Source organism: Rhodococcus sp. 2H158 (assembly GCF_053764755.1).
Genome location: NZ_JBSNCE010000036.1, coordinates 12,878 through 36,140 on the forward strand (window position 1 = coordinate 12,878; position 23,263 = coordinate 36,140).

Below are 23,263 nucleotides of genomic sequence, written 5' to 3' on the forward strand. Positions count from 1 at the left end.
TGGTCGATCGAGGGGTTCCACTGCACGCCCGTCGGTCTCGAGGGAAAACGAGGGGGTGCGGTGCCGTCTTTTGCCATGTCCACGAGTCAGCGTGGACTGTGGTTTGCTCAGCAGCTCACCCCGGACGTCCCGTTCACCATCGCCCAGTACCTCGACTTGCACGGCCCGCTCGACGCAGACCTGATCCGCGCGGCCTGCAACCGGGCCGCCCGCGAGGTCGAATCCGGCACGCTGTTCCTCGAGATGGTCGACGGCGAGCCGCGGCAACGGGTGATTCCCGACGTCGACGACTGCCCCGGCTACCTGGACCTGCGCGGCCACGACGACCCCGAGGCCGAGGCGCGACGGTGGATGGATGAGACCTACACCCTTCCGCTCGACCCGCTGCACGACCGGCTCATCGCCACCACGCTGATCCAGCTCGCCGACGAGCACTTCTACCTCTTCACCTACATCCACCACCTCGCCCTCGACGGGCACGGCGGCATGGTGATGCTCGGCCGCAGCGCCGAGCTGTACACGGCATGGGCGCGCGGGGAGGAGCCGGCGCCGATCAGGGCGATGAGCCTCGAGCAGATCGCCGAGCACGAGCTCGCCTACGTCGCCAGCACGCGGCAGGCCGCCGACCGCGAGCATTGGAGGCAGCGCCTGGTGGACCTGCCGCCGCCCGTCACGCTCGCCGCCGGCTCCGCCGCCCCCTCGATGCCGTGCCGACACGTCGGTGCGGCACTCACCGCCGAGGTGACCGCCGCCGTCGCCGAGCTGGCCCGTGACGCCAACTCCACCGACGTCCCGATCGTCGTCGCCGCCTTCGCCGCCTACCTGGCCCGCATGACCGGCACCACGGACGTCGCGCTGAGCCTGCCGGTCTCGGCCCGCACCACCGCGTCGCTGCGCCGCTCGGCGGGCTCGATCTCGAACATTGTGCCGCTGCGGGTGGGCGTGGAACCGGACGTGACCGTCGCCGAGCTGGTGCGGCGCGTGCAGGTGGAGCTGACCGGGGCGCTGCGGCACCAGCGGTACCGCTACGAGGACATGCTGCGCGACCTGCACGCCGTCGGCGATCACCGGGAGACCCGCAGCGCGTTCGGGCCCGTGGTGAACCTGATGATGTTCAACCCGGAGTACGCGTACGGCGATATCTCCGGCGAGTACAACCTGCTCTCCACCGGCCCGGTCGACGACCTGTCGGTGAACGTGTACGCCGGGATCGCCGGGCGCAGCACGCGGGTGGACTTCGAGGCCAACCCGCGCCGGTACGGCGACGAGACGCTCACCCGGCACCACCGGCGGTTCCTCGACCTCCTCGGCGCGTTCGCGCGGTCGGCCGACCACGCGGTGGGCGACCTGCCGCTCGCGGCGCCCGACGAACTCGACGGCCTCGTCCCCGCGCGCGGCCCGCACGTCGAGGACGTGTGCCTGCTGCCCGACGTGCTCACCGCGCACGCCGGCTCGGACGGCGTCGCCGTGCGCGACGGCGCCGTCGCACTGACCTACCGAGAACTGGACGAGCGTTCAACTGCGCTCGCGCGCAGGCTGATTGCGTGCGGCGCGGGACCCGACGACCGGGTCGCGGTGCTGCTGCCGCGCTCGGCCGGTTCGGTGGTGGCGCTGTGGGCTGTCGCCAAGGCCGGCGCCGCCTACACCCCGATCGATCCGGGCACCCCGGCGCTGCGGCTCGCCGAACTGCTGCGCGACGTGCCCATCGCGGTGTGCGGCGACGACGTCGCCCTGCCCGACGGCGTGACCCGCGTGGACCCGGCGGGCGGCGAGGCGTCGTCGGCGCCGTTCGACGCGGGCGAACGGCGGCGTCCGCTGCACCCCGACCACCTCGCCTGGGTGATCCACACGTCCGGCTCCGCGGGCACCCCCAAGGCCGTCGCCGTCAGCCACCGCGGGCTCGCGGGTCTCGTCGCGACGCTGCGGGAGCGGTACCCGGCCGACGCCGCGTCGCGCGTACTGCACCTGGCCGCCCCGAGTTTCGACGCGTCGCTGCAGGAACTGCTGCTGGCCTTCGACGCCGGCGCCACTGTAGTGGTGTGCCCGCCCGACGTGGTCGGTGGACCGGATCTGGCGGCGCTGCTGCGCGAGCAGGCCGTCACCCACGCGATCACCGCGCCCGCCGTCCTGGCCGGTACGCCCGAGGCCGACCTGCCGGCGCTGCGGATGCTCGACGCGGGCGGCGAGGCCCTGGCGGTCGACGTCGCCGACCGGTGGTCGCGTGGGCGCACGATGCTCAACGCCTACGGGCCCACCGAGACCACCGTCCTCGCCACGCTCAGCGATCCGCTGCGGCCGGGCGGGGGAGTGCCCATCGGCGCACCCGTCCACGGCGTGACGGCCGTCGTGCTCGACGCGCGGCTGCATCCGGTGCCCGTCGGCGCGGTCGGCGAGCTGTACCTGGGCGGGCCGGCCGTCGCCCGCGGCTACCTCGGCGACCCGGCGCTGACCGCGGCCCGGTTCGTCGCGTCACCGTTCGGGGACGGGCGGATGTACCGCACGGGGGACAGGGTGCGCTGGAGCGTGGTGTCCTTCAGGACCCCGGCAGGTCCGAAAGGACACCACGGCGGCGGAGCCGCCCTCGAGTTCGTCGGGCGCGCCGACCGGCAGGTGAAGATTCGCGGCTACCGCATCGAACCCGGCGAGGTCGAGGCGGCGCTCGCCGCCCTCGGCGACGTCGCGAGCGCGGCCGTCGTCGTCCACGGGGACACGCTCGCGGCCTACGTCGTCGGCGACGTCGAGCCCGACGACGTGCACGCCCGCCTCGCCGAGCGCCTGCCCTCCTACCTGCGGCCCGCGACGATCACCGTCCTCGACGCGCTGCCGCTCACCCCGGGCGGCAAGATCGACCGTCGCGCCCTGCCCGCCCCCGCGGTGGACACGGCGACCGGCTCGCGGCCGCCGACCGGCCCGACCGAGACGCTCGTCGCGCAGCTGATGTGCGAGATCGTCGGCGTCGACCGGGTGGGGACGGACGCGAATTTCTTCGCCCTCGGCGGGCATTCGCTCGGCGCCGCACAGCTCGCGGCGCGGCTCGGGGCCGCGCTGGGCCGCGACGTGCACCTGCGCGACGTGTTCGACCACCCCACCGTCGCCGGACTCGCCGCAGCCGTCGACGCCGGACCCGTCGCCTCGATGCCCGCGCCCACGCGCTCGGACGACGACACGCCCGCCCCGCTCGCCCCCGCGCAGCGACGGCTGTGGCTGCTCGCGCACGGCGACACCGCCGCCTACCACCTGCCGTTCGCGCTGCACCTCGACGGCACCCTCGACGCGGCCGCGCTGCGCGCCGCGCTCGGCGACGTCCTCGATCGGCACGAGATCCTGCGCACGGTGTTCACCGAACCTGGACCGCGGCAACGGGTCCGGGCCGTGGCCGAGGTGCTGCCGGCCCTCGACGCCGAACCCGTCGACCCGGCCGACGTGGACGCCCTGATCGCCGAGTGGGCCGCCGCGCCGTTCGACCTCGCCACCGACATTCCGTTCCGGGTGCGGCTGCTGCGCGTGGACCCGGACCGCCACGTGCTCGCCGTCGTCGCCCACCACATCGCCATGGACGGCGCGTCGTTCGTGCCGCTGACCCTCGACCTCGCCGCCGCCTACGCCGCCCGCGCCGACGGGCACGGCCCGCGGTGGGAACCGTTGCCGCTGCGGTACTCCGACTACGCCCGCTGGCACCGCACCCTGCTCGGCGACGCGGACGACCCGGACAGCCTCGCCGCCCGTGAACTCGCGCACTGGACCACCGCGCTGGCCGGGCTGGGCGAGGCGCCGGCCCTGCCCACCGACCGTCGCCGCCCCGGCAGCCCCGGGCCGGCCGAATCGCTCGAATTCGCTGTCCCCGCCGCGCGGTTCGAGGCGCTGCGCAGCCTGGCCGCCGTGCACGACGCCACCGCGTTCATGGCGGTGCACGCCGCCGTCGCCGTGTGGCTGTCGGCGTGGACCGGGGGGCGCGACGTCGCCGTCGGCTCCGGCACGGCCGGCCGCGAGCACCCCGACCTCGAGCGTCTCGTCGGCATGTTCGTCGGCACCGTCGCGCTGCGGCTCGACGTGGACCCGGCCGCGTCGTTCACCGAGTTGCTCGCCGCCGCCCGTCGCGCCGACCTCGACGCCTATGCCCACGCGGCGGTGCCGTTCGACCGCGTCGTCGACGCGCTCGGCTTCGCGCCGTTCCAGGTGATGCTCGCCTACGACAACGTCGCCGTGCCCGACCTCGCGCTGCCCGGCCTGGCCGTGCGCGCCGAGGAGATCCCGTCCGGCCGCGCCCGGTTCGACGTGGAGATCGCGGTGCGCGAGCTGCCCGACGGCTCGCTGCGCGGACGGGTGATCTACGACGGTGCCCTGTTCGAGCGCGCGACGGTCGCCGCCGCGGTGGCCCGCCTGCACGCGGTGCTCGACGCGGCCGTCGCCGCGCCGCAGGCACCCGTCGGCGATCTCGACGTCGGCGCCCCCGAGATCGCTCTGGCCCCGGCCGGTCCGGTCGCGACGCTGCCGGAGTTGCTTGCCGCGCATCCGCTGCGGGTGAGCGCACCGGGCGGCGCACCGATCGAGTTGATCGCCGCCGCAACACCGTTGGCGTGGCACTTGATCGAGCGCGGCCTCGGCCCCGAGGACCGGGTGGCGATCCTGCTGCCGCGGTCGGTGGACTCGGTGCGCGCGGTGGCCGCCGTCGCGCTGACCGGGGCGGCGTTCGTGCCCGTCGACCCCGCGCAGCCCGCGGTGCGGATCGCCCAGATCTTCGCCGACGCCGGGGTGCGGCACGTCGTCGCCCGGCCCGGCACGTCGCTGCCCGACGGTGTCGCACTCGTCGACCCGGACGCGGGATCCGCGCGGTCGGGTGAGATCACCGACGCCGACCGGACGCGGCCGCTGCGACCCGATCACGCCGCCTACCTCGTCTACACCTCCGGCTCGACCGGCGCGCCGAAGGGCGTCGTCGTCACCCACCGGGGGCTCGCGCCGCTCGTCGCGTCGCTGCGCCGCCGCATGAATCTCGACCCGCAGGCGCGGGTGCTGCACGCTGCGTCGCCCACGTTCGACGCGTCGGTGCTCGAATACCTCATGGCGGCCGCGGCCGGTGGCACGCTCGTCGTCGCGCCGGACGATGTGTACGGCGGCGACGAACTGCTGGAACTGCTGCGCGCCGAACGCATCACGCACTGGTTCTCCACCCCCGCCGTGCCGACGCAGCTGGACCCGTCAGGGCTGGACGCGCTGCGGGTGCTCGCCGTCGGCGGGGAGGCGTGGCCGGCCGAGACCGCCGACCGCTGGGCGCCCGGCCGCACCATGCTCAACGTGTACGGGCCCACCGAGACCACCGTGCTCGCCACCGCCGGCGCGCCGCTGGTGCCGGGGGAGCGGCTGACCATCGGCACCGGCCTCGACGGCGTCACCGCGCTCGTCCTCGGCCCGCGGCTGCGGCCCGTGCCCGTCGGCGTGGTCGGCGAGCTGTATCTCGCCGGGGCGGGCCTGGCCCGCGGCTACCTCGGGATGCCGGGTCTGACCGCGAGCCGCTTCGTCGCGTCCCCGTTCGGCGGCGGTCGCATCTACCGCACGGGCGACAGGGTGCGCTGGAGCGGTGTGTCCTTTGGGCGGCCGGAGCAGCCCAAAGGACACACCGGCGGCGGAGCCGCCCTCGAGTTCGTCGGGCGCGCGGACCATCAGGTCAAGCTCCGCGGGTTCCGGATCGAGCTGGGCGAGATCGACGCCACCCTCACTGGGCATCCCGCGGTCGCCGCCGCCGTCACCGTCGTGCGGGGCGATGCGCTCGTCGCGTACGTGCACGGTCCCGACCCCGCCCGTCTCGACCCGGCCGAGCTGCGGGAGTTCGTCGCCGCGCGGCTGCCGCGGCACATGGTGCCCGCGACGGTCACCGTCCTCGATGCGCTGCCGCTGACGAGCACCGGCAAGATCGACCGCGCCGCGCTGCCCGAGCCCACCGCGGAGCCGGACCGCCCGACCACCGGATACCGCAGCGCCGCCGAGGAACTCGTCGCCGGTGTCGTCGCCGACCTGCTCGACCTGCCCGCCGTCGCCGCCGCCGACGACTTCTTCGCGCTCGGCGGCAACTCGCTGCTCGCCACCCAGCTCGCCGCGCGCCTCGGCGCTGTCGCCGGCCACCGCGTCGGCGTGCGGGAGATCTTCGAGCACCCCACCGTCGCCGGCCTCGCCGTCGCCGTGTCCGATCCGCTCGTCGGCGAACGACTTCCGCTGCTGCCGGCCGGCGACGCCGGGCCGGTGCCGCTCGCGCCGGCGCAGCAGCGGATGTGGCTCGCCAACCGGCTCGACGTCGCCGACGCCGCCCCCGGCGACCACGTCGCGTTCGCCGTCGACCTCGCCGCCGGCACCGACCTCGACGCCCTCGCGGCCGCCGCCGCGGACGTGATCGCCCGGCACGCCGTGCTGTGCACCGTCCACCCCGACGGCCCGGACGGGCCGACACAGCGGGTGCTGCCCGGCGTCGCCCTCGACCTCGCGCCACGCGCGGCGCCCGCCGACCTCGACGCCGCCCTCGCCGAATTCGCCCGCACCGGTTTCGATCTCACCGTCGACCCGCCGCTGCGCACCCGCCTCCACCGCACCGGCGCCGGCTACACCCTCGCCGTGGTGCTGCACCACATCGCCGTCGACGGGCTCTCGCTGCTGCCGCTCGGCCGCGACCTCGCCGTCGCCTACGCCGCCCGCCGCGACGGACGCACCCCGGCGTGGCCGCCGCTGCCCGTCACCTACCGCGACTACGCCCGCTGGCAGCACACCCTGCTCGGCGACCCGGCCGACGCCGACAGCCTCGCCGCCCGCCAGCTCGCGCACTGGACCCGCACCCTCGCCGGCGCCCCGCCGCTGCTGGCCCTGCCCACCGACCGTCCGCGCGGCGACGGCGACGGCGCCGCCGGGCGCGTGCGCTTCTCGGTGCCCGCCGAACTGCACGCCGCCGTCGACAAGCTGGCCCGCGCCCACGACGCGACGACGTTCATGGTCGTGCACGCCGCGCTCGCCGTGCTGCTCGCGACCTTGGCCGCCGCCGAGGACGTCACCGTCGGCACCCCCGTCTCCGGGCGGGTCGACCCGATGCTCGACGACGTGGCCGGCATGTTCGTCGGCACCGTCGCGCTGCGGCTGCCCGTGCCGGCCCGCGCGACGTTCGCCGAGCTGCTCGCCGAGGCCCGCCGCGTCGACCTCGACGCGTTCGCGCACGCCGACGTGCCGTTCGACCGGGTCGTCGACGCCCTCGGCGCCTCCGCGTCGCGGCACCACCCGGTCTTCCAGGTGATGCTCGCCTACGAGAGCTTCGCGCTGGACGGCCTCGACCTGCCCGGCGTGACCGGGGTGCGCGAGATCTCCACCGGCACGGCCCGATTCGACCTCGAGGTCACCGTCCGCGAGACCCGCTCCGCCGCCGGCACCCCCACCGGGCTCGACGGGGTGCTCACCTACGACCGTGGCCTGTTCGACCACGACACCGTCGCCGCGTGGGCGCCGTTCCTGCTGCGCATCCTCGACGTGGTCACCGCCGACCCGGCCGTCGCCGTCGGCGGCATCGACCTGCTCGGCCCCGACGACGACGCGTCCGCACCCCGGTCGGCCCCCGACACGGCCACGCTGCCCGCGCTGGTCGCCGAGCAGGCACGCCGCCGCCCCGACGCGGTCGCGCTCACCCACGGCGACGACACCCTGACCTACGCGCAGCTGCACGCCCGCTCCGGGGCGCTCGCCGAAATGCTCGCCGAGCGCGGGCTCGGCGTCGAGGACGTCGTCGCCGTCGCGCTGCCGCGCTCGCTCGACCTGGTGGTGGCGATCCTCGCGGTCGCCCGCGCCGGCGCCGTGTACCTGCCGCTGGACGTCACGCACCCGCCGGCGCGGCTGCGCGCCCTGCTCGACGACGCCGCTCCCGCCGCGGTGCTGTGCGGCACCGGGTTCGCGGTCGACACGGATGTCGTTCTCCTGCACGTCGATGCGCCCGAGGTTCGGCAACGCCTGGACTCCGGCGCCGAATTCGATGCGGCCGTGCCCGCCGGAGCCGGCGCGTACCTGATCTACACCTCCGGCTCCACCGGCACCCCCAAGGGCGTGCTCGTCGGGCACGAGGCCGCCGCCGCGGTGTTCGCCGCCACCGGCAACTTCGGGTTCGGCCCGAGCGACGTGTGGGCCCTGTTCCACTCCCCGGCGTTCGACTTCTCGGTGTGGGAGATGTGGGGGGCGCTGACCACCGGCGGGCGGCTCGTCGTCGTCGACCACTACACCGCCCGCGACCCCGGGGCGTTCGCCGCGCTGCTCGACGGCGAGGGCGTCACCGTCCTCAACCAGACGCCTACCGCGTTCGGCCAGCTCGCCGCCGTCGACACCGCGCTGCCCACGCTGCGGCTGCTGATCTTCGGCGGCGAGGCCCTCGACCCCGGGCGGGTCCGGCCGTGGCTCGCGGACCGGCCGCACGTGCGCGCGGTGAACATGTTCGGGATCACCGAGACCACCGTGCACGTCACCCGCGGCCCCGCCGCCGAGCCCGGCGTCGGGCGGCCGCTGCCCGGGCTCGACGTGCAGATCCTGGACCGGTCGCTGCGCCGCACCCCGCCCGGCACCGCCGGCGAACTCTACGTCGCCGGAGGCCAACTCGCCCGCGGCTACCGCGGCCGCCCCGGCCTGACCGCCACCCGGTTCGTCGCCGCGCCCGGCGGCGCCCGCCGCTACCGGACCGGCGACCTCGGCCGCCGCGGCCGCGACAGGGTGCTGCACCACCGGGGCCGCGCCGACGACCAGCTCGAGCTGCGCGGCTACCGCATCGAACCCGGTGAGATCGAGGCCGCGCTGCTGCGCTGCGACGGCGTCACCCAGGCGGTGGTGGTGCTGCGCGACGACCGGCTCGTCGCCTACCTCGTCGGCGGCTCACCCACCGGGGCGCTGCGCGCGCTGCGCCGCACCCTGCCCGACTACCTCGTGCCCGCCGCCGCCGTTGCGCTGGACGCGCTGCCGCGCACCGCCAACGGCAAGCTCGACCGCGCGGCCCTGCCCGCACCCACCGTCGTACCCACCGGCGGCCTCGCCCCGCACGGGCCGCTCGAGGAACTCGCCGCCGAGGTGTACCGGGAACTGCTCGGCGCCGGGACCGTCGGCGCCGGCGACGACTTCTTCGACCTCGGCGGCAACTCGCTGCTCGCGACCCGCCTCGCCGGGCGCCTCGCCGACATCGCCGACGTCGACGTCACCGTCCGCGACGTGTTCGACGCCGCCACCGTCGCCGGCCTCGCCGCGCTGCTCGCCGCCCGCGCCGGCACCGGCCGTCGCCGCGCCCCGCTCGTCGCGGCCGGCGACGACACCCCGGCGCCGCTGTCGCCGGCGCAGCAGCGGCTGTGGTTCGTCAACCGGCTCGACCCCGGATCCGGCAGCTACAACCTGCCGTTCGCGGTGCGGCTCGACGGCCGGCTCGACGTCGCGGCGCTCACCGCCGCCGTCGCCGACGTCCTCGACCGGCACCGCACCCTGCGCACCGTGTACCCCGACGCCACCGCGCAGGTGGTGCGGCCCGTCGCGCGGCCCGGCCTCGAGCCCGTCGCCGTGCCCGCCGAGGGACTCGACGAGTTCGTCCGCGAATTCGCCGCCCCCGGCTTCGATCTCACCCGCGAGACGCCGGTGCGGATGCGGCTGTACCGGCTCGCACCGCGGCGGCACGTGCTCGCGGTGGTGGTGCACCACATCGCCGCCGACGAATGGTCGCTCACCCCGCTGCTGCGCGACCTCGTCGCCGCCTACACCGCCCGGCTCGCCGGGCAGGCGCCGCGGTGGGCCCCGCTGCCGGTGCAGTACACCGACTTCAGCCGCTGGCAGCGCGCCGGCGCCGACGAGCAGCTCGCGTACTGGACGAGGCTGCTCGCCGGCCTGCCCGACGAGGTGACCCTGCCCGGCGACCGGGCGCGGCCCGCGCGCCCGACCGGCCGCGGCGCCACCCACCGGGTGACGGTGGATCATGCTGTCGCCGAAGGTGTTTCGCGGCTCGCGCGGGACGGTCGCGCGACGACGTTCATGGTGCTGCACGCGGCGCTGGCCGTGCTGCTGGCCCGGCACGGCGCCGGCGACGACATCGCCGTCGGTACCGTCGTCGCCGGGCGCGGCGACCCGCAGCTCGACGACCTCGTCGGCATGTTCGCCGGCACCCTCGTCCTGCGCACGCCCGTCGACCCGGACGCCTCCTTCGCCGACCTGCTCGCCGAGGTCCACGCCCGCGACCTCGCCGCCTACACCCACCCCGACGCGCCGTTCGAGACCCTCGTCGAACGCCTGAATCCCGCCCGCAACCCCGCCCGGCACCCGCTGTTCCAGGTCGCCCTGTCGCTGCGCCGCCCCACCGTCGACGCGTTCGAGCTGCCCGGCCTGACCGGGCGGGTGCTGCCGGTGGCCGACGAGCACGCCAACTTCGACGTCCAGCTCGTCGTCACCGAGACCGGCACCGGCGTCGACCTCGAATTCGCCTACGCCACCGACCTGTACGACGCCGGCACCGTCGCCGCGTTCGCCGACCGGTACATCGCGATCCTGCGTGCCGCCGTCGCCGACCCGGCCGTGCGGATCGGCGACATCGACCTGCTCACCGAGCGGGAACGCGCCGCGCTCGTCCCCGCCGCCGGACCCGAGCCGGCCCCGGCGCGGACGCTGTGGCGGTGGCTGGCCGCGGGTGCCGAGCGGGCGGGCGATGCGGTGGCCGTGCGCGACGGCTCGACGGAACTGACGTATCCGCAGCTGGTTTCGCGCGCCGACGCGCTCGCCGCCCGGCTCCGCGCCGCCGGCGCCCGGCCCGGCACGGCCGTCGCGTGCGCGCTGCCCCGCTCGCTCGACTCCGTCGTCGCCGTGTGGGGCATCGCCCGGCTCGGCGCCGCCCCGATACTCGTCGACCCCGCCCAGCCCGCCGCGCGGCTCGCCGCGATGCTCGGCGACGCGACCGTCGGCGTCACCGGCGCCGCGCACCTGCCGTCGCTGCCCGCCGCCGTGACGTGGCTCGACGTCGCCGGCTCTCACGGTGGCGGCTTTCACGGTGGCAGTGTCGCGGTGGCCGACCCGGGCTCCGGCGCGCCCGCCTACCTGGTGTTCACCTCCGGTACCAGCGGAAACCCCAAGGGCGTCACCATCACTCACCGCGGGGTGAGCGCCCTCGTCGAGGACCTCGCCGAGCGGTTCGCCGCCGCACCCGGCGACCGCATGCTGCACGTCGCGTCGCCGAGCTTCGACGCGGCGATGCTCGAGCTGCTCGTCGCGGGCACTGCCGGCGCGACCCTCGTCGTCGCCGGGCCCGACGCGTACGGCGGCGACGCCCTCGCCGACCTGCTCGCCGGCGAGCGCATCACGCACGCGTGCGTCACCCCGTCGGCGCTGTCGACCGTGCCGCCGCGGGCACTGCCCGACCTGCGGGTGATCATGCTGGGCGGCGAGGCCGTGAGCGACGAGCTCGTCGCGCGGTGGGGTGCGGGCCGTCGCCTCTACAACGGCTACGGCCCCGCCGAGGCCACCGTCTTCGCCACCTGTTCGCGGCCGCTGGTGCCCGGCGCGGACGTCGTGATCGGCGCCCCCGTGCGCGGGGTGCAGGCCGTGGTGCTCGACGAGCGGCTGCGGCCCGTGCCCACCGGCGTGGCCGGGGAGCTGTACCTGGCGGGGGAGCGGCTCGCCGACGGGTACCGCGACGACCCGGGCCGCACCGCGACGCGGTTCGTCGCCGCCGACGGCGGTCGTCGCCGGTACCGCACGGGCGACCTGGTGCGGTGGACCGGTGCGTCCTTTGGGCGGCCGGCGCAGCCCAAAGGACACACCGGCGGCGGAGTCGCGTTGCGGTTCGTGGGGCGCAGCGACGATCAGGTCAAGCTGCGGGGTGTGCGCATCGAACCGGGCGAGGTCGACGCCGCGCTGCGGACCGTGCCCGGCGTCGAACGGGCCGCGACCGTCGTGCGCGACGGGGCGCTCGTCTCCTACGTCGTGCCCGCCGGCGTCGACGCCGAGGACGCGCGGCGGCGGCTGCGGCAGAGCCTGCCCGCCCACCTCGTGCCCGTCGCCGTCGTGCCGCTCGACGCGGTGCCGCGCACCGCGCACGGCAAGCTCGACGTCGCGCGGCTGCCCGCCCCCGACCTCGGCGGGCGCGACGAGCCCGGCACCGGGACCGAGGCGCTCGTCGCGCGGGTCTACGGCGAACTGCTCGACTCCCCGGTCGGCAGGACCGCCGACTTCTTCGCCGTGGGCGGCAACTCGCTGCTCGCGACCGTGCTCGTGGGCCGGCTGCGCGAGGAGACCGGCGTCGCGGTGCCGCTGCGGCTGATCTTCGAGCATCCCACCGTCGAGGGGCTCGCCGCCGCGCTCGACGCCGGCGGACTCGACGTCGAGGCCGGGCCGGTGCCCGTCCACCCGCGCCCCGCCCGGATCCCGCTCAGCCGCGCGCAACGTCGCCTGTGGGGGCTCAGCCGCCTCGACCCCGACGCCTACCTGCTGCGCGCCGACGTGCGCCTGACCGGCCCGCTCGACGTGCCCGCCCTCGAGGCCGCGCTCGGCGACGTCGTGGCCCGGCACGAGATCCTGCGCACCCGCATCGTCGTCGACGAGCAGGGCCCGCATCAGGTCCTGGCGGACCGTGGTGTCCATTGGGACCTCGAGGGGACCGAAAGGACACCACGGCGCCTGCGCCTGACCGTGGACCACGCCGCGGCGGACGGGGCGTCGCTCGCGCCGCTGCTGCGCGACCTCGCCGTCGCCTACGCCGCCCGCGCGGCCGGGCAGGCGCCGCGGTGGGAGCCGCTGCCGCTGCAGTACGCCGACTACGCGCTGTGGGAACAGGCGCGCGGGATCCCGGAGGCGGACGCCGCGCACTGGCGGCGCGCCCTCGACGGGCTCGACCCGGTCGAATTACATACGCAGGCAGGGTATTCGGCGGCAGAGTCTTCGGAGCCCGTGGCCGGGACCGTCGCGTTCGAGGTGCCCGCCGACGTGCGCGCCGGGATCGCAGAGCTCGCGCGGGTCCACGGGGCCACCGAGTTCATGGTGCTGCACGCCGCGCTGTCGGTGCTGCTCGCCCGCGTCGGCGCCGGACACGACGTCGCGGTCGCCGCCGTGGTCTCCGCCCGGCGCTGGGCGCAGGTCGAGGACCTCGTCGGCCCGTTCCTCGAGACGCTGGTGCTGCGCGCCCGCGTGGAACCCGACATGCCGTTCGCCGGCCTCCTCGCGCAGGTCCGCGACTTCGACGTCGCCGCCCTCGACCACGCCGGGGTGGCGTACGAGCAGATCCTCGCCGGCCTGCCCGGCCGCGCCCCGCAGGTCGCGCTCGCCCTGCAGGACTTCGCCCTCGCCCCCACCCGGATCGGGGACCTCACCGTCGAGGCCGAGGAGATCGTCCGCGGCGCACCTAAATTCGACCTGCAGTTCGCGTTCGCGCCCGCCGCGGACGGCTACGCCGGCACCCTCGTGCACGACGCGTCGCGGTTCGCCGGACCCGCCGCGCGGCGGCTCGCGGACCGGTTCGTCGCCGTCCTGCGGCACCTCGTCGCCGCGCCCGACACGACCGTCGGGGACCTGCCCGTCGACCGTCCCGCCGCGCCGCTGACCGGCGCCGCCCCCGCCCCGGCCCGCCCACTGCCGGACCTGCTGCGCGCCACCGCCGCCGCGCACCCCGACCGGGAAGCCCTGCGCGAGGGCGACACCGCGCTGACCTACCGCGAACTCGACGCCCGCTCCGACGCGCTCGCCGACGAACTGCGCGCCGCCGGCGCCGGCCCCGGCACCGTGGTGCCGATCGACCGGCCCCGCGGTCTCGAGTACGTGCTGCGGCTGTGGGCGATCACCAAGACCGGCGCCGCGTTCACCGGCGCCCCCGACGCGGCCGGCCCGGCGCCGGCGAACGTCGCGTACGTGGTGTCGACCTCCGGCTCGACCGGGGCGCCCAAGCGCGTCGCCGTCACCCACGCCGGCCTCGCCCCGCTCGCCGCCGAGGTCGCCCGCCGCTACCGCGTCGGACCCGGCGACCGGGTGCTGCAGGGCTACCACCCGGCGTTCGACGCGGCCCTGCTCGAGATCCTGCTCGCCCACACTACCGGCGCGACCCTCGTCGTCGCCCCGCCGGAGGTGTACGCGGGGGAGGACCTGCAGCGGCTGCTGCGCGCGCAGCGCATCACCCACTACCTGTCCACCCCCGCGGTGCTCGGCACCCTCGACCCGCACGAGCTGCCCGACCTGCGGGTCGTCGCGTCCGGCGGCGAGAGCCTGCCGCCCGCGCTCGCCGCCCGCTGGACCGACGGCCGGCACATGCTCGACGCGTACGGACCCACCGAGGCCACCATCGTCGCGACCCTCACCGACGTCGACGGCCGCGGCGGCATCGGCCGGCCCGTCCCCGGCACCGTCGCGCACGTCCTCGACGCCCGCCTGCGCCCGGTGCCCGACGACGCCGTGGGCGAGCTGTACCTGGCCGGGGCGTCCGTCGCGCTCGGCTACCTCGGCGCCCCCGCGCTCACCGCGCAGCGGTTCGTCGCCGCCCCCGGCGGCACCCGCCGGTACCGCACCGGCGACCTCGTGCACCGCCGTCCCGACGGCACCCTGGCCTTCCGGGGCCGCACCGACCGGCAGCTCAAGGTCCGCGGCGTGCGCATCGAACCCGGGGAACTCGAGGCCGCCCTGCTCGCGCAGCCCGGCATCCGGCACGCCGTCGCGCTGGCCGCGGGCGGTGCGCTCGTCGCCTTCGCCGCCGCCGATCCGGGCGTCGAGCCGAGCTGCGTGCTCGCCGGGCTCGCCGACGTGGTGCCGCCGCACCGCATGCCGACGCGGCTGCGGCTGCTGCCGGAACTGCCCACCACCGTCAACGGCAAGCTCGACACCGCAGCCCTGCGCGACGTCGACACCGCCGGGGACGCGCCCGCCGACGACCGGCCGCTCACCGACGTCGAGGACCTCGTCGTCACCGTCGCCGAGAGCGTGCTCGGCGCCCGGCCCGACATCCACGCCGGGTTCTTCGCCGCCGGCGGTGACTCGCTGTCCGCCGTCGTCCTCGCCGCCCGTCTCGCCGACGCCCTCGGCACCGACGTGCCCGCCCGCGCCGTGCTGCAGGCACCGACCCTCGCGGCGCTCGCCGCCCACATCCGCGACGGCGACAGCACCCGGATCCCGTTGCGCCGCTATGACGACGGCGCCGCCACCCCGCTCGCCCCCGCGCAGCAGCGGCTGTGGCTGCTCGGCCGCGCCGAGCCCGGCAGCGCCGCCTACACGGTGCCCGTCGCGCTGCACCTGACCGGCGACCTCGACACCGCGGCGCTGGCCGCGGCGGTCGCCGACGTCGCCGCCCGGCACGAGATCCTGCGCACCGCCTACCCCGACGGCGTCGCGGCCGAGGTCGATCCGCCTGTGCTCGAAGCGGTTCCGGGCATCGACCCGGCCGCCGCCGTCGCCGAGGTGCTCACCGCGCCGTTCGACCTCACCGCCGAGGCGCCGCTGCGGATCCGGCTGATCGAACTCGGCGCCCGCGAATGGGTGCTCGCCGCGGCCGTCCACCACATCGCGTTCGACGGCGGCTCCGTCGCGCCGCTGCTGACCGACCTGCAGCACGCCTACGCCGCCCGCGTCGCCGGTGCGGAACCGATCTGGTGGCCGCTGCCCGTGCGCTACCGCGACTACGCCCGCTGGCAACGCGACCTGCTCGGCGACCCCGCCGATCCGGACAGCCTCGCCGCCCGCCAACTCGACCACTGGGCAACGACTCTCGCGGGCCTGCCCGACACGCCGCTGCCGCTGCCCGCCGACCGGCCCCGGCCCGCGCGGCCCAGCCACCGCGGCGGCGCCGTCACCGCGCACCTCGACGCCGCCGCCCACCGCCTCGTCCGCGACGTCGCGCGGGCCCACGACGCCACCGGCTTCATGGTGCTGCACGCGGCGCTCGCCGCGCTGCTCGCCCGCCGCAGCGGCCGCGCCGACATCGCCGTCGGCACCGCCGTTGCCGGGCGCGCCGACCCGCGCCTGCACGCCCTCGTCGGCATGTTCGTCGGCACCCTCGCCCTGCGCACCACCGTCGCCGGGGACGAGCCGTTCGGGGACCTGCTGCGCCGCATCCGCACCACCGACCTCGACGCCCTCGCGCACGCGGACATCCCGTTCGACCGGGTCGTCGCGCGGGTCGCGCCGGCCCGCGGCACTCACCATCCCCTGTTCCAGGTGCTGCTCGCCCACCGCACGGTGCCCGCGGGGGAGGACCTGCCGCAGCTGCCCGGCCTGCGCGTGCGCGAATTCGACGCCGGCACACCGGCCGCGCAGTTCGACCTCACCTGGGACATCACCGAACGCGACGGTGACGGCGGCATCGACGTGCGCCTCGTGTACGCCACCGACCTGTTCGACCCCGCCACCGCCGAGGCGCTGCTCGACGACTACGTCGCGCTGCTCGGCGCCGCGCTCGCCGACCCCGGCACCGCCGTCGGCGACCTCGCCGCCCCCGCGCCGGCGCCGCTGTCCGCGCCCGCGGCGGCGCCGCGCACGTTGCCGCAGCTCCTCGCCGCCACCGCCCGCGCCCACCCCGGCGCCATCGCCGTGCGGGCCGGGGCCGTCGCCTGGACCTACGCCGGGCTCGCCACCCGCGCCGACGTCGTCGCCGGGGAACTGCGCGCGCGCGGCGTGACCCGCGGCGACGTGGTCGCCGTGGCCGTGCCGCGCGGGGAATGCTGGCCGCTCGCGGTGTGGGCCGTCGCCCGGACCGGCGCGGCGTGGGTGTCCGTCGACCCGGCGCAGCCGCCCGCCCGCGTCGAGACCGTGCTGCGCGACAGCGGCGCCACCGTCGGGTTGACCGTGGCAGGTGCCGAACCGGTGGGGGAGGGCATCGACTGGGTGGACCTGACCGGCGAGTGGGAGGCGCGGGAAGTCACTGCGCCGCAAACACATCCGGACGACACCGCGGCGGAGCCGCATCCGGACGACACCGCGGCGGAGCCGCATCCGGATGACACCGCGTATCTGATCTACACGTCCGGGACCACCGGCACCCCCAAGGGCGTCGCCGTGCCGCACCGCGGCCTGACCGCCGTCGTCGACGCGCAGCGGCACGTCCTCGGCGTCGCGCCGGGCAGCCGGGTGCTGCACGCGGCGTCGCACACCTTCGACGCGTCGGTGTTCGAACTGCTCGCCGCCCACGCGCACGGCGCGACCCTCGTCGTCGCCCCCGACCACGTCTACGCGGGAGCGGCGCTGCAGCGGCTGATCGTCGACGAGCACGTCACCCACGTGGTCGCCACCCCCACCGTGCTGGCCACCCTCGACCCGGACGCGCTGGAGCGCCCGGTCACCGTCCTGTCCGAGGGCGAGGCGCTCACCGCGCCCGTCGTCGAACGCTGGCGGCGGCACCGCCTGCTCAACGGGTACGGGCCCACCGAGTTCACGATCGCCGTGTCGTTCGGCGGGCCGTTCCAATCCGGCACCCGGCCCACCGTCGGCGCCGTCGTCGCCGGCGCGACCGCCCACGTCCTCGACGCGCGCCTGCACCCCGTCCCGGCCGGGGTGGTCGGTGAGCTGTACGTGACCGGGGCGGGCCTGGCCCGCGGCTATCACGGCCGAAGCGGGCTCACCGCAACCCGATTCGTCGCCGACCCGCACGGCGAGCCGGGTGCGCGCCTGTACCGCACCGGCGATCTCGCGCGCGTGACCGCCGGCGGCGAGCTCGACGTCCTCGGCCGCGTCGACGAGCAGATCCAGCTGCACGGCATCCGCGTCGAACCCGCCGAGATCGACGCGGTGCTCACCGCCGCCGACGGCGTCGAGGCCGCCGTCACCGTCGCCGTGCCCGGCCCCGCGGGCGGAACCGTCCTCGCCTCCTACGCGCAGGGCAGCGCCGACGCCGCCGCACTGCGCACCCGCGCGGCCGCGCACCTGCCGCGCGCGCTGCGGCCCGCCGCGATCACCGTCGTCGACGCGCTGCCGCTGCTGCCGTCCGGCAAGGTCGACCGCGCCGCGCTGCCCCAGCCCGACTTCGCCTCGCCCACGGACGGATTCGTGACGCCCGACGGGGCGACGGCCGAGGCGGTCGCCGCCGTGTTCGCCCGGCACCTCGGCCGGCCCCCCGGATCGGTGTCCGCCGACGCCGGGTTCTTCGACCTCGGCGGCACGTCGCTCGGGGCCGTCGCCGTCGCCGCCGACCTGCGTGCCGAACTCGGCCGCGACGTCCCGCTCGACTGGCTGCTCACCGCACCCGCCGTCGCGGACCTCGCCGACCGGATCGACCACGGCGGTGACGACACCGATCCGCTCGCCACGCTCGTGCCGCTCGCGGGCCGTTCCGGCGGCACCGCGCTGTTCTGCGTCCACCCGATCAGCGGCATGTCGTGGTGCTACACCGGGCTCGCGCCGCACCTGCCCGACGTCGCGCTGTACGGGCTGCAGGCCACCCGGCTCGCGCCGCTGCCGCGCACCGTCGCCGAGTTCGCCGCCCGCTACGTCGACCGGGTCCGCGCCGTCCAGCCGGACGGCCCCTACCACCTGCTGGGCTGGTCCCTCGGCGGCACCATCGCCCACGAGATGGCCGTGCAACTGCGCGAGGCGGGGGAGCAGGTGGCGTCGCTGATCCTGCTCGACACGCTCACCCCCGACACCCTCCCGGACGTCGCGGCGCTGCCCGACGAGCCCGTCGTCGAGCTCGAGGTGCCCGGCCTGCCGTCGACGTTCGTCGCCGAGATCCGGGAGCGGGCTCTGGCCGCGGGTGCCGCGCTGGAGGAGGCCGTCACCGCGCACATCCCACGCGTCCTCGACGGCGACGCGCTGCTGTTCCGGGCCCGGCCCGGCGGGCAGAGCGGACCCGATCTGGCGGCGAGCTGGCGGCGCCACGTCCGCCGCGTCGCCGAGCACGACGTGCCCTACCCGCACTCCGACCTGACCACCCCCGGCGCGCTGGCCCTGATCGGCCCCACGCTCGCCCGGCACCTGACCGAACGACAGATTTCCGCGCCCGTAGGGTGCACCGACAGTGTCACAGCAACGAGGGAGACACCGTAATGGAAGTACACGACTACCTACGCATCCTGCAGGCGCGATGGAAGATCGTCGCCGTGACGACCGTGGTGGCGGTACTCGGTGCGCTCGGAGCCTCCCTGCTCACCACTCCGATCTACCAGGCGAGCACCCGGCTGTTCGTCTCCACCTCCTCCGGGGCCTCGGTCAACGAGATCTACCAGGGCAACCTGTTCTCGCAGCAGCGCGTCGCCTCCTACACCAAGTTGCTCACCGGCACCACGCTGGCGCAGCGCACCCTCGACCGGCTCGGCCTGTCCGACGTCACGCCGTCGCAGCTCGCCGGAAAGGTCACCGCGTCGTCCGCCCCGGACACCGTGCTCGTCGACGTCAAGGTCGACGACGAGTCGCCGGAGCGGGCCCGGGACCTCGCCAACGCCCTCTCCGACGAGTTCGTCGTCATGGCGCGCGAGCTCGAGACCCCTGAGAACGGCGGTGAGCCCACCGCGCGGGTCGTCGTCGAGCAGCACGCCGACACCCCGGCGACCCCGGTGTCGCCGAAGACGAAGCGCAACCTCGCGCTCGGCCTCGCCGTCGGCCTGCTCCTCGGCATCGCCCTCGCGGTGCTGCGCGACCGGCTCGACAACACGGTCAAGGATCGCAAGACGGTCGAGGAGCTCGCCGGGACGGGCCTCGTGGGCACCATCCCCCTCGACAAGGAACGGCAGGAGCACGCGGCGATCGACTTCCAGGAGTCGAACTCCGGCAGCGCGGAGGCGTACCGGGAGATGCGCACCAACCTCAAGTTCCTCGACGTCGACAACCCGCCGCGCGTCATCGTCGTCACCAGCGCCCTGCCGGCCGAGGGCAAGACCACCACGGCCATCAACACCGCGCTGGTGCTCGCGGAGGCCGGCCATTCCGTGGTGCTCGTCGAGGGCGACCTGCGCCGGCCCCGGGTGTCGAAGTACCTCGGGGTCGTCGGCGACGTCGGGTTCAGCACCGTGCTGTCGGGCCAGGCCGGTCTGGAGGACGTGCTGCAGCCCAGCCAGTACGAGGGCCTGTGGGTGCTGGCCTCCGGGCCGCTGCCGCCCAACCCCAGCGAGCTGCTCGGCTCCGAAACCGCCAAGCACGTCATCGACGACCTGCGGGCGCGCTTCGAGTACGTGATCATCGACGGCTCGCCGGTCCTGCCCGTCACCGACTCGGTCGTGCTCGCCGCGGCCACCGACGGCGCGCTGCTCATCTCTCGCCACGGCAAGACCACCCGCGAGCAGCTCAGCCGCGCGGTCGGCAACCTGGGCAGCGCCGGGGCACACCTGCTCGGCACCATCATCACGATGACGCCGACCAAGGGCCGCGGCGCCTACGAGTACCGGTACTACTACGAGTCCGACGAGTCGGCGAAGAAGGCCACGGCCGCTGCGTCGACGCCCGCCCCGACCGGGTCCGCGCCCGCGCAGCCGGGCCCGGCCGCACGGCCCGCGCAGCCGGCCCCGGCCGCGCAGACCACCGGCGGACGCCGCTACCGCGAGGAGCAGAACCGGCCGGAACCGTACCGGCCGGAGCAGCCGCACCGGGGCGGGCAGGACCACGACGACGCGCAGCCGGGACAGCACTACCGCGCCCCGCAGGCGTACACCGCCGACCCCGCCTACCGCGAGCAGGCGGTGCCGACGGCGGTGGCGCGGCCCGTCGCGCCGTCGCCCATGCAGGGCCCGCGCAACGGGTCAGTCGTGGAGCCGGGCGAGCAGCGGTAGCAGCAGATCGGCGATCTCGGTCCCGACGGCGACGAACGTGTCCTCGTCCAGACCGATCGGATCGGTGACGTCCTCCGGTCCGGGCGCGGGGAACTGCGCCCGGGCCGCGGCGAGGTCGGCGACGGTCTCGGCGCCGCTGAGCTGCTGCAGCCGCGCGGCCTCGCGCAGCGTGAACGTCCGCTTGAGCGTCCGCGGCGCCGCCTGCAGCACGGCCCCCCGGTGCGACTCGGCCATCGTGATCACCAGGTCGGCGTCCTGTGCGATGTGCGGCGACAGGCGCCGGGCAACGAATCCGTCGGGCTCGCCGCCCAGCTGGCGCAGCACGAGCGCGGCCGTCGGCTCCATGGGCCGCCCGACCATGGCGCGGGTGCCGGCGCTGTGCGCGGACAACTCGCCCCGGCCCGTCTCCGTCGCGTATGCGGTGGTCAACAGCTCGGCGGTGGGCGATCGGCAGATGTTCCCGGTACAGACGTACAGAACCCGCATCGCTCGATCCTAGGCAGCGAACGGGTCGTTCGCCCGGTTGTGACGGCGTGTGTCCGATTCGCCGGGTAGGCGTGTCCGGACCGTTCGGTACCATCGGGCGGTCGGGATGCGCCGGGGGTGGATGTGCGGCGCAAAACACGATCAGAAGGCGGCTGATGAGTTCGGTTCTCGGGGTGACCGCAGGGACGAGTGCCGTCCGGATCGTTCGTCCGATCGATCCGGCCGCGCCCGCCGCGGGCTACCAGTTCCAGGTGGTGGAGACCAGGCAGGACGAACCGGCACGGCTCGCGGCGCAGACCGTGGGCGTGCTCGTGCAGGCCGGCATTGCGGGCGACACCGTCGAGCGGGTGGGCCTGGTGTACCGCGACGGCGCCGACGCCGAGCGGCTCCGCGCCGCGATGGCCGAGCAGGGACTCGACCGCTACACCCTCGTCGGCGAGTCCGAGGCGGCCCTGGCCTACCTGCGGGCCACCGGCGAGCTCACCGGCGACGTCGCGGTGCTCTACGACCTCGGCGCCTCCGGTCTCACCGTCACCGTCGTCGACCGCACCGCCGGCGCCGTACACACCGAACGCACCAGGACCGTCTCCGGCCGCCTGTTCGACGAGGCGGTGCGCCTGCACCAGCTCGGCTCGGACGGCGTGTGGCGACCCGACGACCCGGAGGACGAGGAGTTCGTCGCCCAGTGCCGCACGGCGAAGGAACAGCTGTCCGGCAGCGACGCCGTCGCCGTGCCGGGCACCGCCGGCGTGATCCTGATGTCCCTCGAGACCTTCGACCCGCTGATCACCCCGCTCGTGGAGGGTTCCGCGCGGTTCCTGCGCGACGTCGTGCACCGGTCCGGCGCCCGGCCCGAGACGATCGTGCTGCTCGGCGGCGGCGCCCATGTCCGGCTGGTGCGCCGGGTGCTCGAGACGTGGATGAAGCTGCCCGTCGTGGTGCCGCACGAACCCGAGCTCGTCCTGGCCAAGGGCGGCGCCCTGCGCGCCGTCGCCGTGGGCCACACCCCGTCGGCGGTTACCGAACTGATCGTCCCGCCGGGGGCGACCGAACGCATCGTCCCGCCGCGCGGAGTGGCGCCCCAGCGCACCGAGCGGCTCGCGCGGACCGAGACACCCGCGCCGGCCTCGGTGGACGACGCCGGGACGCCGGAGCGGACGCCGGCGTGGAAGCGGGCGGCGACCGCGCGCGGCCCGCACGTGTCGGGCCGCCAGATCAGCGGGGCCGGGCTGGCCGGCACCGCCCTGGGCGTGGTGGCCATGATCGGGCTGGCGCTGGGCGCGCAGAACACCTTCGCCGGCGACGACGAGTCGGAGCCCCGGCCGACCGAGGTGATCGTGACGACGCCGCCGCGGACCCCGCAGCCGGCGCCCGCCGTCGCGCCGGCGCCGGTGCCGACGACGACCACGGTGCCGCCGACCGAGGAGTCCACGACGGAGCGGGTAGTGCCGCCCCCGCCGGTGGCCACCCCTCCGCCGCCGCCGCTGATTCCCGGGCTCAACATCCCGGTACCGACACTGCCGCCGCTGCCGCCCCTGCCCACGATCGAAGTGCCGCCGGAGCTGCGGCTACCGATCTGACGGGCCCCTCCGCCGCCGGGGACCCTCGTGGCCGATGGCGCCCGGCGCGACGGGTTAGAGTACAGACGATGTTTTCGCCACAGAACACCCCGCTGTGCGACTCGGTCACGCTGGCCTATCGGCGCGTGCGCGCCGAGCCCGGTCAGCTGACCGTGCTGCGGCGGGCCCTGGAGCGCTGGCTCGACGCGGTGCACGTGCGCCCAGAGCTGACGCGCGACGTGCTGCTGGCCAGCTACGAGGCCCTTGCCAACGCCGTCGAGCACGCCTACCGCGACGGTGTGTCGGGCACCCTCGACCTCGAGGCGACGCTCATCCCGGGCGACCGGCAGGTCGAGGTCGCCATCATCGACCGGGGCAGCTGGCGCGCGAACGACACCGACCCGGGCACCAGCTCGCGCGGGCACGGTCTCACGCTGATCAAGTCCCTGGCGGACACGGCGACCGTGGCCCCGGCCGACACCGGGACCGTCGTCACCATGCGCTGGAGCATCTAGGCCCTGTTTT

The 23,263-nt window shown here is 76.0% G+C and carries 5 protein-coding genes; 4 read left to right on the forward strand and 1 reads right to left on the reverse strand.

The window, feature by feature from the left end; all coding sequences use genetic code 11:
• Positions 1–75 precede the first annotated feature (75 nt).
• Entirely contained in the window at positions 76–18,978 is an 18,903-nt protein-coding gene (locus ACWPOB_RS25635; protein ID WP_455402542.1) for an amino acid adenylation domain-containing protein, read from the forward strand.
• Positions 18,978–20,693, forward strand: a complete 1,716-nt coding sequence (locus ACWPOB_RS25640) for a polysaccharide biosynthesis tyrosine autokinase (protein WP_455402543.1) — start codon at positions 18,978–18,980, stop codon at positions 20,691–20,693. The genes ACWPOB_RS25635 and ACWPOB_RS25640 overlap by 1 nt, the downstream gene beginning before the upstream one ends.
• Here the strand turns inward: ACWPOB_RS25640 and ACWPOB_RS25645 are convergent.
• Positions 20,664–21,179: an arsenate reductase/protein-tyrosine-phosphatase family protein gene (locus tag ACWPOB_RS25645; RefSeq protein WP_455402544.1), complete on the reverse strand. Its 516-nt coding sequence runs from the start codon at positions 21,177–21,179 to the stop codon at positions 20,664–20,666. The two genes, ACWPOB_RS25640 and ACWPOB_RS25645, sit on opposite strands and share 30 nt — an antisense overlap.
• A gap of 155 nt (positions 21,180–21,334) precedes the next feature.
• Here ACWPOB_RS25645 and ACWPOB_RS25650 point away from each other — a divergent pair, with 155 nt between their 5' ends.
• Together ACWPOB_RS25650 and ACWPOB_RS25655 are read left to right on the forward strand one after the other, a co-directional pair.
• Positions 21,335–22,759, forward strand: a complete 1,425-nt coding sequence (locus ACWPOB_RS25650) for a chaperone protein (protein WP_455402545.1) — start codon at positions 21,335–21,337, stop codon at positions 22,757–22,759.
• Between the two features lie 68 nt (positions 22,760–22,827).
• Positions 22,828–23,253 carry an ATP-binding protein gene (locus tag ACWPOB_RS25655; protein ID WP_100056884.1) on the forward strand — a complete coding sequence of 142 codons (426 nt, stop codon included), beginning with the start codon at positions 22,828–22,830 and terminating at the stop codon, positions 23,251–23,253.
• Positions 23,254–23,263: the final 10 nt, after the last annotated feature.

What these genes read in the sequence shown, in the direction of transcription:
- ACWPOB_RS25635 (WP_455402542.1), top strand. Translation starts at nt 76, where the DNA reads ATGTCCACGAGTCAGCGTGGACTGTGGTTTGCTCAGCAGCTCACCCCG.
- ACWPOB_RS25640 (WP_455402543.1), top strand. Translation starts at nt 18,978, where the DNA reads ATGGAAGTACACGACTACCTACGCATCCTGCAGGCGCGATGGAAGATC.
- ACWPOB_RS25645 (WP_455402544.1), bottom strand. Translation starts at nt 21,179, where the DNA reads ATGCGGGTTCTGTACGTCTGTACCGGGAACATCTGCCGATCGCCCACC.
- ACWPOB_RS25650 (WP_455402545.1), top strand. Translation starts at nt 21,335, where the DNA reads ATGAGTTCGGTTCTCGGGGTGACCGCAGGGACGAGTGCCGTCCGGATC.
- ACWPOB_RS25655 (WP_100056884.1), top strand. Translation starts at nt 22,828, where the DNA reads ATGTTTTCGCCACAGAACACCCCGCTGTGCGACTCGGTCACGCTGGCC.